Raw genomic sequence first — 20,554 nt, forward strand, 5'->3', positions numbered from 1 at the left:
TTTCTTTCTAAAACCCAACTTAATTAATTTTAACTAAGTTACTGTTTTATCAGAAGTTTTAATCTTCATCACCGCCGATGGATGTGCATTCTACACCATCCCTTATCCAATGCAACTCCTTTTTTTAAATAACTCAACAAAAATATCACGACTGTTTACTTATTGCACAAAATAGAAGGTTTTTATTATTTTTAAGTTTAAATTAACAACATTTTCCACTTAAACCCCAAAAGTAAAGCAAATAATTTTTTCATCTACAGCATTTCTTAAATTATCTTAGCCCCTCTTTCATTTTTGACCGCGATTAATTTGTCTAATTGTTAAATTACAACCAGCTCTTCAATACAGCTTGTTTAGATAAGTGAATAATCAAAGTAAAAAAGTATAATCAGATTTAAAAATAGAATTACCTATCCACCAATTCCGCACAAAAGAGCATTTTAATTTGGGGGATTTCTATTTTACTGAATGCAATTCTATGCATATCTTGAATAAGCTGGCCCCACCAACTGGCGCTACCCCATTATAAGCAATCACATTACTTTTAAAATTTAGACTAGCAGCCTTAATATTATTTAAGCCCTTTTGAATGTTGAATGTTGAATGTTGAATGTTATTATCAAATTTCAGTCATAAAAAAACCGCATTTAAGCGGATCATTTACTTTTAAGTTTATACTTAAAATGGTCGGAGCAGTAGGATTCGAACCTACGACCCTCTGGTCCCAAACCAGATGCGCTACCAAGCTGCGCCATACTCCGAAATTGGGGTGAATGATGGGATTCGAACCCACGACAACCGGAATCACAATCCGGGGCTCTACCAACTGAGCTACATCCACCGTTACAACATTTTGGCTCTAAATACCAGACTACCAAATGGCGCGCCTGACAGGATTCGAACCTGTGACCATCCGCTTAGAAGGCGGATGCTCTATCCAACTGAGCTACAGGCGCATGACCGATGATATTACTATCATGCGATACTTGCCTTGAAGAATTGGTCGGAGCAGTAGGATTCGAACCTACGACCCTCTGGTCCCAAACCAGATGCGCTACCAAGCTGCGCCATACTCCGTTCATCTCAGCTTTTAGTGTATCGCACATCGTGCGGTACGGGGTGCATTTTAGGCGTGACGCCAAGAGACGTCAACACCTATATTCAAAAAAACTTAAAAAATCACTTCAACCGCTTATTTATCAAGCATTTTAGGTGTTTTTTGATCAAAATTAACGTTTTAGACTCGCACTAAAGCTTAACATACGATCAAGTGGCAATTTAGCGCGTTCTGCAAGTACAGGATCAACGTGTATTTCTTGATCACCTTTTTGTAAAACCTCTAAAATTCCATCGAGTTCATTCATAGCCATCCACGGACAATGCGCACATGAGCGACAGGTCGCCCCTTCACCCGCTGTCGGAGCTTCAATCAAAATCTTGTTTGGAACGGCTTGTTGCATTTTGTAAAAAATACCGCGGTCGGTTGCAACGATTAAACGTTCATTCGGAAGGGTTTGTGCTGCTTTAATCAGTTGAGAGGTACTTCCCACAGCATCAGCAATATCCACCACTGACTCTGGTGATTCCGGATGGACCAATACGGCTGCATCCGGATACAATGCTTTCATACTGGCAATACCGCGTGCACGAAATTCTTCATGCACAATACAAGCCCCATCCCAAAGCAGCATATCTGCACCAGTTTTCTTCTGGATATAACGCCCCAGATGCTGGTCCGGTGCCCAAATAATCTTTTCACCCAGGCTATCGAGATGCTCAATAATTTCCACAGCACAACTTGAGGTTACTACCCAGTCTGCGCGTGCTTTAACAGCAGCAGATGTATTGGCATAGACCACGACAGTGTGATCCGGATGTGCATTGCAAAACGCAGTAAATTCGTCGACTGGACAGCCCAAATCCAGCGAACAGGTCGCTTCCAGAGTTGGCATGAGTACGGTTTTTTCAGGAGAAAGAATTTTTGCTGTTTCCCCCATAAATTTGACCCCAGCGACCACCAAGGTTTTGGCAGGATGGTCACGACCAAAACGTGCCATTTCAAGGGAATCAGAAACACAACCGCCAGAAAATTCAGCAATTTCTTGCACTTCAGGATCACAATAGTAGTGAGCGACAAGGACAGCATCACGTTTTTTGAGTTCTGCCAGAATTTGTGCAAACTTCTCCTGTTTAACCTCATCACTTAAATGAATATCTTTAGGTTCGCCTAAACGATCTAAATGCGCCTGCACAATCGATTTTGCGTCATTGGCAATTAAATTGGTCGCATCATTCATAACAACGTCTTCTCTATCTTCATGCTTGCCCTAACACAAGCGTACTCAAGTCACTGATGATATGGGGGCAATTGCTCATTCACCAGCCCTTTGCCGATTGATTGAATGCTAAAAAAGCCTCACAACGGAGGCTTTGTCACTCAATTTGAATTTTACGAACGGTAATCCGCGTTAATCTTGACATAGTCATAAGACAGATCACAGGTATAAACAGTATCTTTTGCCTGGCCTCGTCCCAAATCGACCCGAATGGTCAACTCAGCCTGAGACATCACGCGTGCACCAGCTTCTTCCGTATAGTCTGCTGCCGCACCACCATCTTTACAGATTTGTACATCATCTAACCAAACTTGGATTTTTTCAACATCTAAGTTTTTAACCCCTGCATAACCAATCGCGGCCAGAATACGTCCCCAGTTCGGATCTGAGGCGAAAATTGCAGTTTTTACCAGTGGAGAATGGGCAATACTATACGCTACATCGCAACATTCTTGGGTATCTGCTCCACCTTCAACTGCAACAGTAATGAATTTGGTCGCCCCTTCTCCATCACGTACAATCAGTTGAGCCAAGCGTTTCATAACACGGGTCAAAACATCCAGAACTACTGCATAACGTGCATCATCAGTTGAGGTGATTTCAGTACCGCCTGCCTGACCTGTTGCCACAAAAATACAGGAGTCATTGGTTGAGGTATCACCATCTACGGTAATACGGTTAAATGAAACATTCACCGTGGTTTTTAATAGCTGCTGTACCAGTTCACGGCTGATGGGTGCATCGGTCGCAACATAGCTGAGCATGGTCGCCATATTTGGACGAATCATGCCGGCACCCTTAGAAATACCGGTCATGGTATAAGTCACGCCATCCATTTCAAACTGTTCTGATGCCCCTTTAGGCAGTGTGTCCGTGGTCATGATACCTGTTGCCGCATCTAACCAAGCATCTTCCTTTAAAGAGTCTAAAGCAGGCTGCAAGCCATTCATCAAGCGTTCAATAGGCAACTGCTCGCCAATCACACCAGTTGAAAAAGGTAAAATTTCGCTAGCAGCTACGCCGGCAAGTTCAGCCAGTTTGGCACAAGCCGCCTGAGCATTCGCCATACCGATTTTACCAGTCCCTGCATTGGCATTCCCAGTATTTATGACCAGATAACGTGGATTACCTACTTGCAAATGGGCTTTACACACATGTACCGGTGCTGCGCAGAATGCATTTTGAGTAAATACACCGGCCACATTTGAACCTTCAGCAAATTCAAAAATAACGAGGTCACGTCGGTTCTGATAGCGTACATATGCTTCAGCTGAACCAATTTTTACACCTTTAACCACATGCATCTGTGGCATTGTTAAGTCACCCACCGCCATTTTTAAACTTCCAAATAAGTTCGTGATAAAAAGACAGCTTAGTAGAAATTCAGCAAAAAATCGAGCAGAACACTTTGTTTGATTTATTTTTTATCAGTTTGACATTTTCAGGCACAAAAAAACCAGTCCGCAGACTGGTTTTAGCAATATATTAGATTTAGTTGGAAGCCAACTGAGCCGATTCCGACAACAGTGCCTGCTTGGCTTTTTCCTGACTTGCCGCAGATAAAGCCGGGTTTGATGCCACAATGCGGTTTGCATTAGCTGCATTTACAGGGGTGATTGCTGTAGTTTTTAGCACTACTGGACGTTGCTGCGGATTCGCAAAAGTATAGCGAATTCCGGTACGTGGACTCATAACCGTAGTGTTTTCATCTTTCACAGCATTTGCCGCTGTATTTTTTGATGACTCATTTGCAAAAGCCAAACCTGGAATAACTAAAGCTAAAATCATCAATGGTTGTAATACTTTTTTCATTATCTTTTCCGCTACTCAATATTCATCAATATGCACTAAATACCACTTAATTTAGTGCTCTGCAAACATATTCACTTCTTGCAAAAATAAACTCTTATTTTGTTGCAATAAAAAAACCACTTTATCGATTCAAATCCGGAGGGAAATAAATATATAAAGTGGCTGAATGCTTAAGATAAAAATTAAATTTTACCGTGACATTGCTTGTATTTTAAACCCGAACCGCATGGACAAGGCGAATTACGGCTTGCAGGCGGTGCAAATGTCTGCTCAGCTGGACTAAAGCCTGACTCAACTTCTACAGTTTCAGTACCGGTTAAATCGGTGGCTAACAAATTATCAAATTCTGCATGAGTCAGATTCAACTTCATTGCTTCTGCTTGAGCCTGTTGCTGTGCTTCCATTTCCGCCAGTTCTTCAGCTGTAGGAACATGAACACGTGAAAGATCTGTAATTACATCGGATTTAATGATAGCCAGCATGTTTACAAACAGGTTAAAGGCTTCTTTCTTGTATTCCTGTTCAGGGTTCTTTTGCGCATAACCACGCAAGTGAATACCCTGACGCAAGTAATCCATCGCTGCAAGATGATCTTTCCAGTGGCGATCCAAGGCACTCAACATAAAGTGACGTTCCAGCATGGCTGCTGATTCATCCCCCATTTGTTCACGGCGATTGCGATAGCGTGTAACAATTTCGTCAGAAATACGTTCTACCAATGCCTCTTCATCTAAACGACGGTCTTCTTCCAGCCATTGATTGACCGGTAAATCAATACCGAGCTCTTCACGCAATGCACGTTCCAGACCATCGATATCCCATTGGTCATGAATCGATTCAGGTGGAATGTAGTTAGCAATCACGCCCTTCACGACTTCATGATGCATTTCCTCAATGTAATCTTGTAGCGTACTTTCAGCAAGCACTTCATCACGTTGTGAATAGATGATTTTACGCTGTTCGTTATTCACGTCATCGTATTTCAACAGGTTCTTACGAATGTCGAAGTTACGTGCTTCTACCTTACGTTGTGCATTTTCAATCGAACGCGACACCATCTTATGTTCGATGGCTTCATCTTCCTGCAAGCCCATCGCACGCATCATCGCAACCACACGATCACCAGCGAAGATACGCATCAGGTCATCTTCAAGCGACAGGTAGAAACGTGAAACACCCGGGTCACCCTGACGACCGGCACGACCACGCAGCTGGTTATCGATACGGCGTGATTCATGACGTTCTGAACCAATGATATGCAAGCCGCCAGAGGCCAATACCATTTCATGGTTTTGTTCCCATTCGGCTTTTAAGCGTGCTTCATCTTCAGGGGTTGGATTTTCAATTTTGGCAAGTTTGGCTTTCCAGTTACCGCCCAGCAAGATGTCGGTACCACGACCGGCCATGTTGGTTGCAATGGTCACAGCACGCGGTGAACCCGCCTGGGCAATAATGTCTGCTTCCCGTTCATGCTGCTTCGCGTTCAACACCTCATGTGCAATACCCGCTTCTTTCAATTTTTCAGAAAGAATTTCAGAAGCTTCAATGGTTGCTGTACCAATCAGGATTGGTGCAACACCATCTTCATGCACCCGCTGAATTTCTTGAATAATGGCGTTGTATTTACCATTACGGTTTAAATAAATGAGATCGTTTTCATCTTTACGGATCATTGGTCGATGGGTCGGAATCAGTACTACATCCAGACCATAGATTTCTTTCATCTCCGCAGCTTCGGTATCGGCTGTACCGGTCATACCAGAAAGCTTCTTATAAAGGCGGAAATAGTTCTGGAAAGTGGTGGTTGCCAAAGTCTGGTTTTCAGGCTGGATTTCCAGACCTTCCTTCGCTTCAACCGCTTGATGCAAACCTTCTGACCAACGACGACCCGGCATGGTACGACCGGTATTTTCATCCACAATGATGACTTCACCATCATGAATGATGTAATGCACGTTACGCTGATAAAGGAAATGGGCACGAATTGCTGCAGCAACATGATGAACCAGGTTCAGGTTAGAGGGTGAATACAAGCTTTCACCTTCAGCGAGCAACCCCATCTGAATCAACTGGTCTTCTACAGCTTCATAACCCACTTCAGTCATTTCAACCTGACGCTGTTTTTCATCAATCCAGAAATGACCGCCATCCGGCACTTTTTCTTCTTTTTGCGCATGAAGTTTTGGCGGGATGCTGTTGATTGCAGCATAAAGCTGTGATGAGTCATCACTTTGACCCGAGATAATCAACGGTGTACGCGCTTCATCGATCAGGATCGAATCGACCTCATCGATAATGGCATAGGTTAAGCCACGTTGTTTCTTCTCGGCCAGAGAGAACACCATGTTGTCACGAAGATAGTCAAAACCGAATTCGTTATTGGTACCGTAAGTAATATCGGCACGATAGGCTTCAGCTTTCTCTGTTGGATCTTGCATGGAATAAATGATGCCAATGCTCAGACCCAGGAATTCAAATAAGGGACGGTTTAACTCGGCATCACGCTGCGCCAAATAATCATTTACGGTAATGACATGAACGCCTTCACCGCTAATCGCATTAAGATAACAGGCCAAGGTCCCCATCAGGGTTTTACCTTCACCAGTACGCATTTCTGCAATTTTACCTTCGTGAAGTGTAATACCACCAATCAGCTGAACATCGTAGTGGCGCATTCCCATGATGCGTTTAGCTGCTTCACGACAAACAGCAAATGCTTCAGGCAATAATTTATCCAGGCTTTCGCCCTTATTATATCGTTGTTTGAATTCTTCAGTTTTTGCAGATAAGTCTGCATCGCTTAGTGCAGATATCGTCGGCTCGAGCGCATTAATCTTGTCTACGATTTTACGCATGCGTTTGAGTTCGCGCTCATTTTTGGTACCGAAGATTCCTCCGATCAGACTTGCCAACATGAATAGACTCTCTAAATCTTGCTTGTCGAATGAATAAATTTTTTCTCAGTCGTTATTATGGTGCTAGAAATTTGAAGTACAAGGGGTTTGCACAAAACCAATTAAAAAATTCTGATCACTCGTTCTAGCACACGACAGCTAAGGCCAAACAATGTAACAAATTTCATACAGGCAATATAGTCATAAAATTCATCATTCATCCAGATTTTAACAATCAATCGCGGCCTCTATATTCCATATATTCATAAAGAAATACAAAAACACTATTTTCATTGCAAAAAAAAATGCGTCATATTAGATCGCATCAACATAGATAACAAAGCAGATGAGGCTATAAAAATGACATTACGTTTAGGCGATACCGCACCAAATTTTGTGCAAGACTCAAGCGAAGGCACCATTAATTTTTACGACTTTTTGGGTGATAGCTGGGGGATTTTATTTTCCCATCCTGCGGACTACACACCGGTATGTACCACTGAGCTGGGCTATACAGCAAAGCTGAAAGATGAATTTGCAAAGCGCGGCGTTAAAGCGATTGCCTTGTCAGTCGATGATGTTGAGTCACATAAAGGCTGGATTAACGATATTAACGAAACCCAAAATACCACGGTTAATTTCCCGATCATTGCCGATCAAGACCGCAAAGTATCTACTCTTTATGACTTTATTCACCCGAATGCCAGTGAAACCCTGACGGTTCGTTCTTTAGTGATCATTGATCCAAACAAAAAAGTACGTCTGATCATCACTTATCCAGCTTCAACTGGCCGTAATTTCAATGAAATTTTACGTGTGGTTGATTCGCTGCAACTAACAGATAACCATAAAGTAGCAACACCGGCTAACTGGCAGCAAGGTGAAGACGTGGTGATTGTGCCTTCTCTTAAAGATGAAGACGAAATCAAACAACGTTTCCCTAAAGGCTATAAAGCTGTAACACCATACTTACGCCTTACGCCACAGCCTGAGTGAGGATCAGCAAGGCACTGCCGCCCGAACGCAAGACGAGAAGCTATGCTTCGAGTTAAAATAAACAAATAATGTTCGCTCCGAACACAATATGAACAGCTATGCTAAAAATCAGGACTAAAATGACGAGCCATGTCCTGATCTTGTTCAAGCCTGTCTGATGACGGGCTTTTTTATGCTGCTCAAAAATTAAATTACAAAATCAGGTTGGTGTTTATTTCACAGCCCGTTTATAAATACGCCTAATCATCTTAAGAATAAATATTGTGATCTATAACATCCATCATTTGCATTGCGGCACCATGTGCCCGGTTTGTGGTCCACTCTTCGGACAAAAGGGCTTACATGCCAAAGTGGTTTGTCATTGCCTGCTGCTGGAAACCGATCAAGGCTTAGTGCTGGTGGATACCGGTTTAGGCGTACAAGATTATCTGCATAGCAAAGCCCGTTTAGGCAATCTGGTCTCACGGCTAGGCCGCATCGAAAACAATTTAGAACTCACGGCAATTGCGCAGATTCAAAAGCTCGGGTTTAGCCCTCAAGATGTGAAGCATATACTGATCTCCCATCTTGATTTTGATCATGCCGGTGGTATTTCCGATTTTCCGCATGCCACCGTGCATGTGCTTTCCAGCGAATATAATACTACTCAAAGCTTTTTTTCCCTAAAAAATAAAGCCCGTTATAAAACCCAGCAATTCAAGCAACACCAATACTGGAACTTCATCGAACCCGATCAGGGTGAAACCTGGTTTAACCTGCATCAAGTAAAAGGCTTCCGCTTATTTCAAGACGAAATTTTAATGATTCCACTTTTAGGTCATAGCCAAGGGCATTGTGGAATTGCCATTAAACAGCAGGATGGATGGCTTTTTTTCTGTGGCGATGCCTATTACTCTCACCTGCAACTTGACCCTAAAAACAGGCTGAGAACACTGGATAAACTGGAGCGTTTTTTTACTGAAAATAACCAGATGCGTATAGATAACTTGCACAACATCCAGCAACTGGCACAAAATGAAAAAAATATCGAGATTTTCTGTGCGCATGATCCGATTGAATTGGCGCGTTATCTAGCATGATCAAAAGAACAGTTGTTGCCATTTTACTGGGTAGCTCAAGCTTGATGGGATGCATGACCACACCCGCACTTCCACCTGAACAACGCCCTACGCACTGGGGAACATTAATTAATCAAACAGATAATTTTTATCAAATTAGCGAGCATGTGTTTCGTAGTGAGCAACCCACAACTGAGCTGATTCCGCAATTAAAGACACATGATATTGATGTGGTGATTAATCTAAGATCAAGAAATAAAGATCTGACCGTGCTGCCCTCCACGGATTTTAACTTGGTTCATATCCCCATCCACACCTGGGCAATGAACCGTGAAGATTTATTACAGGTCATGCGGCAGATTCAGCAAGCCAAGGCCTTAAATCACAAGATACTTATTCATTGTTATCATGGTTCGGACCGTACCGGTGCAAGTATTGCCATGTACCGGATTATTTTTGAAAACTGGCCGATTGCAGATGCACTCAATGAAATGAAACATGGTGGCTACGGTTTTCACCCCGTCTGGATTCATATTGAAAAAATATTCAGTCCTGAAAACGTAAAATGGATTCAACAGCAACTGTTGAATCCACCTTAGTTCAGCTTCAAGCCATGTTTAGCGCTTATCGAGCGGAACCCAGTCAATCACCCATGCCGACTTCATACCCAAACTTGCATCACTGGTAATTTTCTTGCGTGCAGCATCAGCGGCATCACGGTCTTTAGCCGGCCCAACCATAATGCGAACCCCTTTCGATGTTGGGCTCCTGGTCACCTTATAACCTTTGGCACGCAACCTGGAGGCCAGTGCATCTGCATTGGCTTCATTGGCCGCCAAGGCCACTTGAACCATCCATTGTTTATCGCCATTTTCCAGCAAATCTCGGGCTTTTTCAGCTTCAGCTTTTTTCTTGGCTTCCAGTTCTTGCTCAGCCTGTTCTTTTTTCTTGGCTTCCAGTGCTTTCTTTGCAGCCAGCTGTTTTTCAGTTTCTGCTTTACGTTTTAGCTCCGCATCATGCTTTGCCTTGTCCTCAGCTGCTTTTTTCTCGGCTGCTTGCTTTGCAGCTAACTGCTTTGCGGCTTCAGATTGGGCCTTACGTTTTTCTTCGGTTATTTTTTTATCAGCATCAGTTCGTTGTTGTTGAACTATCTGCTGCTGTAACTTTTTTTCAGCGAGCAACTTTTCATCAGCCAAACGCTTTTGTTTAGCTTTTTCATCTTCTACCAGTTCAGGGGGAATATTATCCGAACTCTGCTGTGCTCCACTACGCAGAGCATTTAAAGCGGCATATTCTTCAGCTGCTTTACGTGCCGCATCTGCCTCAGCCTGTTGCTGCATCGCTAGAAACTCGGCTGCACGTGCTTCCTGTTCTGCAACCGCTTTTTCACGTGCCCGGCGTTGTTCTTCAAGTAAACGTTTTTCTGTTTCAACATCAACTGTTAAAGGTTGCAGCTGAACCATTTCCCCTTCTGCTGCCGGCTTTTTTTGCTCAACTTGAGCGGCTAAATCCGGAGTTCTGAGTTGGTTCTGATATATTTCTTCTTTACCCTTTAGAAGCAATGCTGCCAATAAAACACCACCACCTAATAAAACAACGCCTCCCATCCAGCGTTGTTTGCTATTCATTGACATTCTTCCAAATACTCCCATACCGCTTCTAAGGTATGAAATGAACCACATACCAAGATCAACTGATTATTTTTTGTTTCATTTAGCGCTGATTTAAAAGCCAATTGAACACTATTGAAGTGTTGTACTGTTTCGCCCTGTAATGCTTCCTCAAGCTGCCCGATTGTGGCTGCTCGCGGAACGGTTAACGGGGAAATTTTCCATGTTAAAACAGTATCTTTCAACAAATCTACGACAGAATTGATGTCTTTGTCCGCCAACATGGAAAAAACGCTGATCACTTCTGTGTACTGTTTATTGTATTCCAAAAATTTTCGCAACTGATTTAACAAAAATTCTACGCCATGGGGATTATGTCCAGCATCAAAAATAACGGTTTTATCTTGAATATGGCGTATTTCAAAGCGACCTGGTAATTTTGCATTCTGAATGCCGTGTGCAATGGCATCCTGAGTCACATTTAAACCACTGACCAAAATCGCGGCCACAGCTGTGGAAATATTTTCCAGTGCCAGAGCACCGAGGGGAAGTTTTAAAGTGCTGCCCGATGAGGCAAACATCCAGGCTTGACCATCATCCGTATATTGATAGAAATAATCACGATTGACGGCAAACAGTTGCGCCTGACATTCATCGGCTTTATTTTGTATGGCTTGAGGAAGCTCTTGCGAACCACCAAAAATCACCGGAATATTCGGACGAATAATCCCGGCTTTCTCGAACGCAATTTTTTCAATCGTATCACCGAGCCAGTCGGTGTGATCCAGGCCAATGTTGGTAATCACGGCGACATCCGGCTCAATCACATTGACCACATCCAGACGACCACCCAGTCCGACTTCAAGCACCCAGACATCACACTGCTTGGCCTTGAAAATTACAAAAGCCGCGAGTGTGGTGGCTTCAAAGAAGGAAAGGGATAGGTCACAGTCACGACGGGCCTGATCCACCTGCACAAACGCATCCACCAGGGTTTGATCATCCACTTCAATGCCAGCCAGTTTTACCCGTTCATTGAAACGGTAAATATGCGGTGACTGGTATAACCCCACTTTATAGCCTTGCGCATTTAAAATGGCAGCCAAAGTGGTGGTGGTTGAACCTTTTCCGTTGGTTCCCGCTACAGTCAGCACTTTAGCATGCGGACGCGTTACACCGAGCTTTTCAGCCACAGGAATAACCCGTTCCAGACCTAAATCAATACCCGTAACGTGAACATGGCTCCAATAATCGAGCCATGTGTTTAAAGAGTCTGTTGCAAGTGGTGCTGTGTTCAAGACAAATTCATCAGTTTCGCTACAATACGATATACAGTATCACGTAATGCGTGACGATGAACAATTTGATCGATTACACCATGATCAAGCAAATATTCGGCGCGCTGGAACGGTTCTTCCAGTTTTTCACGTACGGTTTGCTCAATTACACGTTTACCAGCAAAACCAATCATGGCTTTAGGTTCAGCAATATGTACATCACCTAACATTGCCAATGATGCAGTTACCCCACCATAAACTGGATGAGTTAATACCACCAAATATGGTAGGCCGGCATCTTTCATGCGTTGGATTGCAGCAGAGGTACGCGCCATTTGCATAAGAGATAACATACCTTCCTGCATGCGTGCACCACCTGATGCAGCAAAGCAAATCAAAGGTTGTTTATCTGCAATCGCTTTTTCAGCTGCTTGCACAAAACGGTCACCCACCACTGTACCCATTGAACCGCCCATAAAGTCGAATTCAAATGCACATGCGATTAAAGGAATATCTTTAAGTAAACCCTGCATCACCACCAATGCTTCAGTTTCGCCGGTTTTCTTTTGCGCTTCAGACATACGGTCCGGATAGGCTTTGCTATCGACAAAATGCAGTGGATCTTTAGCAATAAATTCCTGACCCAATTCATTTTGTACCTGGTCAAAGAACCAGTTCAGACGGTCACGTGCTTTAATGCGCAAATGTTCATCGCATTGTGGACAAACATAGGCATTAAATGTCATCGCGGTACGTGTAACCAATGCGTGACATTCAGGGCACTCAATTGTTGGTTCAGTAAAGGTTGCCTTGAGTGCGGTTTGCTCATCTGGCGTGTGAATACCCGGAACATGACGTTCCGTCCACGGCTGCGCTGGGCTAAGAATTTTGCCTGGTTTCACTTCTTGATTCATACTAACTCATCGAGCGCAGCTCGAAGCTCCTTGACTTTATTGACCGTTTCAACAACGGCTTGTTCTGGCGCTAAGTTCGCAAACTGTTTTACAAATGCACTACCAACAATCACAGCATCAGCCGCTACACCCATGGCTTTTGCCGAGGCAGCATCGCTGATCCCAAAACCGACACCCACAGGAACGTCAGTCACAGCTTTAATTTTCTGGATACGGGCTGCTGCTTCAGCAATATCTAAAGTTGCAGCACCAGTTACCCCTTTCAAGGATACATAGTAGATAAAACCACTGGCTTGGTTCGCTACATGCTGGATACGCTCATCGGTCGATGTAGGCGCCAGCAAGAAAATTTGATCCATATTGAATTTCTTCAATACATCATCAAAATCTTTGGCTTCTTCAGGAGGTAAATCCACCAGAAGTACACCATCGACACCGCATTCATTGGCCATTGATACAAACTTTTCATAACCGATCACTTCTACAGGGTTGAGATACCCCATCAAAACCACCGGTGTTTCTGCATCTTTTTGACGGAACTCTTTCACCATGTTCAAAGCATCTAGGGTATTGGTTCCGCCTGCCAGTGCGCGTTCTGCTGCAAGGGCAATCACAGGACCATCCGCCATAGGGTCTGAAAATGGTAGACCAAGCTCAATCACATCTACCCCAGCCTCAACCATTTGATGTAACAATGGAACGGTTACTTGTGGATGAGGGTCGCCAGCCATCACATAGGAAACGAGCGCTTTACGCTGCTGAGATTTAAGCTGTCCGAAACGAGTGGCTAAACGTGACATAGGGTTGTACTTTCCTTGAATTATTAAAGAACTGAGGAGTTGGCTTTGTAGAAATACAAGACAACGCATTGTAACGCTATTTTTTACTCATTGAATAGAGCCTGAGCATTTCGCGCTACTTTCGACTCAGCATCTCATTTTTTCAGAACAATCCGAGAGCACCATTTACTGATATTTACGACTTTTTCTCAATGATCAAAGATGCCTAATTTTGCCATGTAAACAAATCTCCCTGATGAAGATAAAGTTATTCTTATTTATAAAAAATTGATAAAAATTAAAAAGTTGTCTTTTAAATTTAAACTTTGATGCAATAGCAAAAACCTGCACTCCAGGACACAGACTTTTTATTTTTTATTTTATAAGATTGCCGAATGCAAAGGTGAACTGCATGTCTGCGCAGTTGCGCTGCATTTCAAAGTACCTTGAATACGCCCTTTTTATCGTTCAGATTGTGCTTTCAGTTGCTGTTTTCGCTGTAATAAGGTTTGACCACTATAGGCTTTATAAGCACGTGCCAAAGCCGACTGATCTGAATAGCCCAGACACATGGCCATTTCCGTAAAATTCATGCTTTGCAACAGTAACTGTTCACAGCGTTTCATGCGCTCGGTTTCAAGCAGTTTTTTAAAGGAAGTATTTTGTTTATACAGTTGACGCTGCAAGGTCCGTACAGATACATGCAATTCATCCGCCAGCCATTCTATTTTCGGGGACTGTTCCTTAACCCGCAAATATTCAGCCAGTTTTTGCTGAATATGCAGCAATAGATTTTCATAATGGGGTTTGGCCGCAATGGCATCTTCTGCCTGCCTGAGCAGCAGCTGCATTAAAGAGGGATCAGCCAGCTCGGACTTCAGCTCTAAGTTTTCCACACTGATCTCAAAAGAATAATCCGACTGTTTAAATTCCACTTTGCAAGCAAAAAACCGTTGATAATGATCATCTGCCATTTGTGGACTATGGGCAAAATTGATCTGCAATAGCTGGAATTTTTGAGCCGGAAAAATCTGCCGGGCCAAATGCACCATACAGGCCATGGTCATCTCATTGAGCAAGGCATATTTTAAATCATGAAAAGGCCAGCTTAAACAGATCTTTTTGTCCCGTTGATGCATCTGTATCGGGCTAACATCTGCCCCGTCAATGACCAGACGGCTAAAGCGAATCACATATTGCAATGCCTCTGCCACACTGTTACTTCGAGTCGCCATATAGCCCAGTACACCAAAATGTTCAGGACGGATCAGGCAGGCCATTTCAAACACCAATTGCGGACAATCCATCTGTTTTTGAGTCAGCTGCATGACTTCTGCAAAAAATGAATAGGTCGATTGCGAATCGATAGGCAAAGATAAGACATAGCGCAGTTGTGCCTGATGTGGCTCTAGACAGGCCAGGCTAAAGATATCCATATCCTGTTGCTGCAAATACATGTGCAGCAACTGAAAATAGCCATTTGGAATTTGCAATTCTTGCACGATGTACCTTGATTATTTTTGACATTTTATATTTTTACTTTGGCGTAAAATGTATAAAAAATGGCAACAACTGTCAAAACAAAAGATAAAAATCCCGACATACTGCAATAGTCTAAGGCAATTGAAGTAAAACAACATGAATGCCATTGTCCAAGCGCAGATTATTCCCGTCGTACGTCGTAATCTGGATTTCAAGCTGAATGAGGTTCCGCGTTTCTGGTTCGGAGGTGACCCGTTTATTACCCGGATGTTTGATGCACTCAGCCTGACTTTTCCCGATGGCGAACGTTACTTCATTCAGTCAGTCCGTCTGTTTCGGGAGCAGATTACCGATCCAGATTTAAAGCAGCGTGTGGCAGAATTTATCGGTCAGGAAGCACAGCACGGCATTGCGCATGACAAAATGAATCAGGTCATGAAAGAACAAGGCATGCCGGTCGATCAGTTTATTCAGCGTTTGAATAAAATTTTTAAATTCGAGCTGGAAAAACGTTCTCCACAATACAATATTGCCATGACGGCTGCCGCTGAACAGCTGACCGCCTTAATGGCAGAAACCTTTTACAGCCATAAAGAGACGTTAAGAGATGCCCATCCTTATGTACGGGCACTATTTGCCTGGCATGCGATTGAAGAAATGGAACACCGGGATGTCGCTTTTGATGTCATGAAGCAGGTCGGCAATGTGCCTGAAAGTACCCGTAAATTTGTTCTGGTCTGGACCACGGCATTAATGTTCGGCTTTACCCTTTACCGTGCCAATGTCATGTTAAAGCATGACGGGTTTAGCTCATTACAACGTCTGCAAATGAATATTCGCGGATTACCGTGGTTCTTTGGAAGAAAGGGCACGCTCAGCAAAATGAGCAAACAATATCGCGACTGGTTTAAAAAGGATTTTCATCCCAGCCAGCATCCGGTGATTGCCCAATATGATGTCTGGGTCAAAACCCTGCAACAGACCGGTGATCCGATCCAGGCTGGAGAAGCATTTTGGCAGGCAGCTAAAGACTAGGCCTTATATGAATTGAATTAAATTGAGACCAACCAAGTCCAGACTCACCTCGACTTGGTTTTTTAGTCAGTGTGTTACCACTTGGCATAATGCTGTTCGAGCAAACCATATTCATTGATCAAGACAATTTCCTGATCATCTTGCTGAATGGTCCCGCTAATTTTAGCTTGCCATTGGCTGAACTGACTGCCCACCAGTCTTAAATTCAGATTTTCATAACGTCGCCAGCCCGTTTTGACATCCAGATTTAATTTTTCATCCAGTGAGCGAATTGTCCAGTGCCCCTCATCCTGATGCTGGAATAAAACATCACTGACAGGATACAGCACACCATTGATCCACAAGCAGTTTTCATTGCCAAAACTTTCATTGACCCCGGAAGCCAAATTCAAACCGATCCGGTTATTTTGCGCATCCCAAAAATTGCAGGATAACCAGAACCAGGCCGTTTCCGGCCGTAGAAAACCACAGGTATCATCTAGTGATGCAAAAGTTCTTTCATTAAACTGTATAGTTTCACGCTGTTTATTGATAAAAAAACCTTCACAGGCCAAAGTCGTCAGTTTTTGCGTATAAGTCCAGCCATTAATTCCCGTCGGGCTACACATACTAAGCGGGTTTGTACCAGCACAGAAAATTCGCGCACTCAGCCTGATTTCACCATATTTGGTGACATGGATATAACGCACGCCATTGGCATGCTGGATATCAATTTGAAAAGGCGACTTGGAAAAAAAGCTCTGGTTATAAAGCGGCTGTTCATCTACCACGGTATTGCGTGATAACAGGTTAATCGCATTCCACTCTAAAACCTCATGGTTTTGATGATTATAAATATAGAAAAAGGCATGCCCAGCCCATGCAATATCGGCAATCGCCAGACCGATCGTATAATGGCCATGCTGAATACAACAAAATTTAAACTTTTTATATTTTAATCGCTTGCGCCAACCGGTTAAGACATCGCCATAAGGTGTCTTGTACTGGTATTGATTCAAATCGATGGTTTTTGGGAGGGCGCTAAAACGTCCATAATGCGGTTGTCCATTTGATTGAATCAAATCCATTTATCAAATTCCATCTAGCCAAGAGATAACAATTCCTTAGCGTTATTATGCCTATATAAGCGGAACTTGAAAGTGTCAAAAAGCATATTTCATCGAAAAAATACAAAAAATTATAATATTTCACCTGGTCTAATATTTGATAAATATAATTTATTAATCAAATAGATATAAATTAACCCTCATCCAGCATTAAATAGGTATTTTCCCAGCGGTTCGCTGAAAACTGACCTTCGACCAGCTCTACATAACGGCCATGAATATGATCAATCACAATACAATCATCTACATCTAAGATTCGGTCGGTATGTTGCTTCTGCCAATGCTTGGCAAAATAAGCCTTAGCGTGTTGTTTGGCCGTCCTAGCATTTTGTGCCACAACCAGAACATAACGGTGCAGCTCTCCAAACTCCTGAGCATCGTAGCCACCCAAGTTAATTAAAAACAGATGTTCTGAAGATGAATTCGGTGCTGCATCGCTAAATTGGATTTGATAGTGTTTTCCGTCAAATTCAATCCCGTTGATTTGCGCCCAGGCATCAATATGCAACCCTTTTTGTTCGCCAAACCATGCATTTTTCAGTTGAGGATAAACTTCTTGCAAACTTTCACCAACAGCTAACACCACATCATGCACTTCTGTATTGGCACGTGCATGACGACCGCCAAGCATGACGATAAATAGGCTGGGCATCAATGAACTCCTTAGAAAAGCTATAAAAAAATAAGATAATCCTTTCATGATACGCGTAGGCGACAGGGATGTCGCCCGTTGAGCAGACATTACATGGATGTAATGTCTGCTCAACAAAAAGCCTTTGGTTACTTTGGGCTTATCCAAAGTAACATTACCAGCTCCTTACATTTGAGTTATAAGCAGCAAGACTCCGTCAAAATGTAGATAACGTTACATGACCACAAAGTTAGATTTGACTAAAATTTTTATTTGCAGATATTGGATTACTTTGCCAAGACAAAAGTAAATACAAGTTCCACAACTTGAAGCCTAAAATTACTGTTTATCAGTTGTCGATCATTAAAGTTCTTTTCCTCTATATCAAAAGTAACAAAAATCTTTTGTAAGGCTGAAGGCATGTCCCTATACCTCAGCCTTACAGCGATATCCATGTCGCTTTGCACGATTTCAATTTGGGAATGTAAAAATTTCTATAATAAAAAAAACGCGCTAAATAGCTTTAGCGCGTTTTTTTTCAATATTCACCCTCTCCCTTGCGAACTCAGAATATATTCTGAGGTTCTCATCTCCTACAAGGAGAGGGCTATAAATCAGATTACATCTCTACCATTTCCACGCCATCAATACGTGCCACAGTCATCAAGTCCTTATCACCACGACCAGAAACCGTTGCAATAATAATTTGATCTTTAGACATGGTTGGCGCAAGTTTGGTCACGTAAGCCATCGCATGTGAACTTTCCAGTGCAGGAATAATCCCTTCAATCTGGGTTAAATCACGGAAGCCCTGTAACGCTTCCTGGTCATTTATCGGCACATATTCAACACGGTGCATATCTTTCAAGAAACTATGTTCAGGACCAACACCTGGATAGTCCAGACCGGCAGAAATCGAATGGGTCTCGATAATCTGGCCTTGCTCATCAGACATCAGATAAGTGCGGTTACCATGCAACACACCGACATGACCTGCGTTTAGCGGAGCAGAGTGCTTACCGGTTTCAATCCCCAAACCTGCTGCTTCCACACCATACATTTTCACGTCCTGATCGTTCAGGAACGGATAGAACAGACCAATCGCATTCGAGCCACCACCGACACAAGCCACCAATGCATCCGGCAGACGGCCCGCCTGTTCCAGAATCTGACGGCGTGCTTCACGGCCAATTACAGACTGGAAGTCACGTACCAGCATCGGATACGGGTGAGGACCCGCCACTGTACCGATAATATAGTAAGTACTGTCTACATTGGTTACCCAGTCACGCATCGCTTCATTTAATGCATCTTTCAGGGTTTTAGAGCCGCTTTCTACTGGAACCACTTTGGCACCCAGCAAGCGCATACGGTACACGTTCATGGCCTGACGTTTTACGTCTTCGGCACCCATATACACGACACATTCCAGACCTAAACGCGCTGCAATCGTCGCTGTTGCCACACCATGCTGACCTGCACCGGTTTCCGCAATAATACGTTTTTTACCGGAAAGTTTTGCCAGCAGTGCCTGACCAATGGTGTTGTTGATTTTATGTGAGCCGGTATGGTTCAGGTCTTCACGTTTTAAGTAAATTTGTGCACCACCCAACTCTTTTGACCATCGCTCAGCATAATATAAAGGACTAGGACGACCTACATAATAGGCCAGATCACGGTCGAATTCTGCCAGAAACTGTGCGTCATTTTTCATACGGAGATACAGCTTTTCTAGGTCTTCTAGAGCTGCCATCAGGGTTTCTGACACAAAACGTCCGCCATGGATACCGAAATGCCCTTTTGCATCAGGGAATTGGGTATAGTCAATCACATTATTTTGCTGATCCACGTAGGACTCCTTGCATAAAGCGTTCGATGAGTTGTTGGTCTTTAATACCTTTTGCGGACTCGACACCGCCGCTCACATCCACAGCATAGGCTTGTGTGGTGAGAATTGCCTGCTCGATATTGTCAGGGTTTAAGCCCCCTGCCAAGATGAGCGGAATATTTAATTTTGGGAAAGTGGTCCAGTCAAAGCTATGCCCGGTGCCCCCTTTTAAATCTGGATGCCAGGCATCTAACAGCACAGCACTTGCCCCTGCATCCTGATAACTTTGAATTTCGGCTTGAATATCTAAACCTGGTTTCACCTGGATGGCTTTGTACCAGCGGCGGCCGACCTGTTTGGAAATATGCTGACACTGTTCAGGACTTTCATCACCATGAAATTGCAGCATATCCAGAGGCACATCTTTTAAAACGTGTTGAATGTCATCCGCAGATGCATTGACAAATAAACCCACTGTTTGCACATAGGCAGGTACATGCTGGATCAGTTCTTTCACTTGCTCTTTGGTCACACTACGTGGACTAGGTGGAAAAAATACAAAACCAATCGCATCTGCTCCTGCATTCACAACTGAATGTATATCTTCTATTCGTGTGATTCCGCAAATTTTGGCACGGGTTCGCATACAATTCGCTCTAATTTTTTAACCTTAACTTTGCCAATTTATAGTCATGCTATAAACATAAGGGCGAATCATTGTAATGCAATTTCTTTAGCTTGCGTAAAGTTCATCCGAATAATTCTTGTCTGACGTTGTTTATCAGCCATACTATCT

Annotated in this window: 17 protein-coding genes and 4 tRNA genes; 4 read left to right on the forward strand and 17 right to left on the reverse strand. The window is 43.2% G+C overall.

What is annotated here, in order from left to right; all coding sequences use genetic code 11:
- Positions 1-684 precede the first annotated feature (684 nt).
- The 8 genes from B9T38_RS14590 to secA form a co-directional block, all read right to left on the reverse strand.
- Positions 685-761: transfer RNA gene (locus B9T38_RS14590), tRNA-Pro, on the reverse strand.
- 4 nt (positions 762-765) lie between these two features.
- Positions 766-841, reverse strand: a tRNA-His gene (locus tag B9T38_RS14595).
- 38 nt (positions 842-879) lie between these two features.
- A tRNA-Arg gene (locus tag B9T38_RS14600) sits at positions 880-956 on the reverse strand.
- 44 nt (positions 957-1,000) lie between these two features.
- Positions 1,001-1,077, reverse strand: a tRNA-Pro gene (locus B9T38_RS14605).
- Positions 1,078-1,229: 152 nt separating this feature from the next.
- Positions 1,230-2,297 (reverse strand): quinolinate synthase NadA, encoded by a 1,068-nt coding sequence (gene nadA, locus B9T38_RS14610; RefSeq protein WP_086197493.1) that lies wholly within the window; start codon positions 2,295-2,297, stop codon positions 1,230-1,232.
- A 152-nt stretch (positions 2,298-2,449) separates the two neighbouring features.
- On the reverse strand, positions 2,450-3,670 hold the full coding sequence (gene argJ / locus B9T38_RS14615) for a bifunctional glutamate N-acetyltransferase/amino-acid acetyltransferase ArgJ (RefSeq protein ID WP_086197494.1): 1,221 nt from the start codon (positions 3,668-3,670) through the stop codon (positions 2,450-2,452).
- Between the two features lie 157 nt (positions 3,671-3,827).
- Entirely contained in the window at positions 3,828-4,148 is a 321-nt protein-coding gene (locus B9T38_RS14620; RefSeq protein ID WP_086197495.1) for a hypothetical protein, read from the reverse strand.
- Positions 4,149-4,330: 182 nt separating this feature from the next.
- Complete coding sequence (gene secA, locus B9T38_RS14625; RefSeq protein WP_086197496.1) at positions 4,331-7,063, reverse strand: preprotein translocase subunit SecA; 2,733 nt, start codon at positions 7,061-7,063, stop codon at positions 4,331-4,333.
- Between the two features lie 339 nt (positions 7,064-7,402).
- Here secA and B9T38_RS14630 point away from each other — a divergent pair, with 339 nt between their 5' ends.
- The 3 genes from B9T38_RS14630 (at position 7,403) to B9T38_RS14640 (ending at position 9,695) form a co-directional block, all read left to right on the forward strand.
- On the forward strand, positions 7,403-8,038 hold the full coding sequence (locus B9T38_RS14630) for a peroxiredoxin (RefSeq protein WP_086197497.1): 636 nt from the start codon (positions 7,403-7,405) through the stop codon (positions 8,036-8,038).
- A gap of 263 nt (positions 8,039-8,301) precedes the next feature.
- Complete coding sequence (locus tag B9T38_RS14635) at positions 8,302-9,117, forward strand: MBL fold metallo-hydrolase (protein ID WP_086197498.1); 816 nt, start codon at positions 8,302-8,304, stop codon at positions 9,115-9,117.
- Entirely contained in the window at positions 9,114-9,695 is a 582-nt protein-coding gene (locus B9T38_RS14640; protein ID WP_086197499.1) for a dual specificity protein phosphatase family protein, read from the forward strand. Before B9T38_RS14635 ends, B9T38_RS14640 begins: the two co-directional genes overlap by 4 nt.
- Positions 9,696-9,713: 18 nt before the next feature.
- On the opposite strand, the gene B9T38_RS14645 is transcribed toward B9T38_RS14640, so the two are convergent.
- The 5 genes from B9T38_RS14645 to B9T38_RS14665 all read right to left on the reverse strand — a co-directional run bounded on the left by B9T38_RS14645 (position 9,714) and on the right by B9T38_RS14665 (position 15,178).
- On the reverse strand, positions 9,714-10,724 hold the full coding sequence (locus B9T38_RS14645) for an SPOR domain-containing protein (protein WP_086197500.1): 1,011 nt from the start codon (positions 10,722-10,724) through the stop codon (positions 9,714-9,716).
- Complete coding sequence (gene folC / locus B9T38_RS14650; protein WP_086197501.1) at positions 10,721-12,004, reverse strand: bifunctional tetrahydrofolate synthase/dihydrofolate synthase; 1,284 nt, start codon at positions 12,002-12,004, stop codon at positions 10,721-10,723. Before folC ends, B9T38_RS14645 begins: the two co-directional genes overlap by 4 nt.
- On the reverse strand, positions 12,001-12,897 hold the full coding sequence (gene accD, locus B9T38_RS14655; protein WP_086197502.1) for an acetyl-CoA carboxylase, carboxyltransferase subunit beta: 897 nt from the start codon (positions 12,895-12,897) through the stop codon (positions 12,001-12,003). Before accD ends, folC begins: the two co-directional genes overlap by 4 nt.
- On the reverse strand, positions 12,894-13,697 hold the full coding sequence (trpA, locus tag B9T38_RS14660) for a tryptophan synthase subunit alpha (protein WP_086197503.1): 804 nt from the start codon (positions 13,695-13,697) through the stop codon (positions 12,894-12,896). The genes accD and trpA overlap by 4 nt, the downstream gene beginning before the upstream one ends.
- A gap of 440 nt (positions 13,698-14,137) precedes the next feature.
- Entirely contained in the window at positions 14,138-15,178 is a 1,041-nt protein-coding gene (locus B9T38_RS14665) for an AraC family transcriptional regulator (protein WP_086197504.1), read from the reverse strand.
- A gap of 136 nt (positions 15,179-15,314) precedes the next feature.
- On the opposite strand from B9T38_RS14665, the gene B9T38_RS14670 reads away from it, so the two are divergent.
- A complete protein-coding gene (locus tag B9T38_RS14670; protein ID WP_086197505.1) occupies positions 15,315-16,193 on the forward strand; it encodes a metal-dependent hydrolase in 879 nt (292 codons plus the stop codon).
- Between the two features lie 74 nt (positions 16,194-16,267).
- Here B9T38_RS14670 and B9T38_RS14675 read toward each other — a convergent pair whose 3' ends face one another.
- The 4 genes from B9T38_RS14675 to B9T38_RS14690 form a co-directional block, all read right to left on the reverse strand.
- The gene (locus tag B9T38_RS14675; protein ID WP_086197506.1) at positions 16,268-17,260 is read right to left on the reverse strand and encodes a DUF2804 domain-containing protein; all 993 of its coding nucleotides are present in this window, start codon (positions 17,258-17,260) and stop codon (positions 16,268-16,270) included.
- 172 nt (positions 17,261-17,432) lie between these two features.
- Positions 17,433-17,951, reverse strand: coding sequence for a DUF1543 domain-containing protein (locus B9T38_RS14680; RefSeq protein WP_086197507.1), 519 nt, complete (start codon positions 17,949-17,951; stop codon positions 17,433-17,435).
- A 598-nt stretch (positions 17,952-18,549) separates the two neighbouring features.
- Positions 18,550-19,779: a tryptophan synthase subunit beta gene (gene trpB / locus B9T38_RS14685; protein ID WP_086197508.1), complete on the reverse strand. Its 1,230-nt coding sequence runs from the start codon at positions 19,777-19,779 to the stop codon at positions 18,550-18,552.
- Positions 19,763-20,404, reverse strand: a complete 642-nt coding sequence (locus B9T38_RS14690; RefSeq protein ID WP_086197509.1) for a phosphoribosylanthranilate isomerase — start codon at positions 20,402-20,404, stop codon at positions 19,763-19,765. The genes trpB and B9T38_RS14690 overlap by 17 nt, the downstream gene beginning before the upstream one ends.
- Between the last annotated feature and the right edge of the window lie 150 nt (positions 20,405-20,554).

Origin of the sequence: Acinetobacter sp. ANC 4218 (assembly GCF_002135245.1) — a bacterium.
Lineage (GTDB): Bacteria > Pseudomonadota > Gammaproteobacteria > Pseudomonadales > Moraxellaceae > Acinetobacter.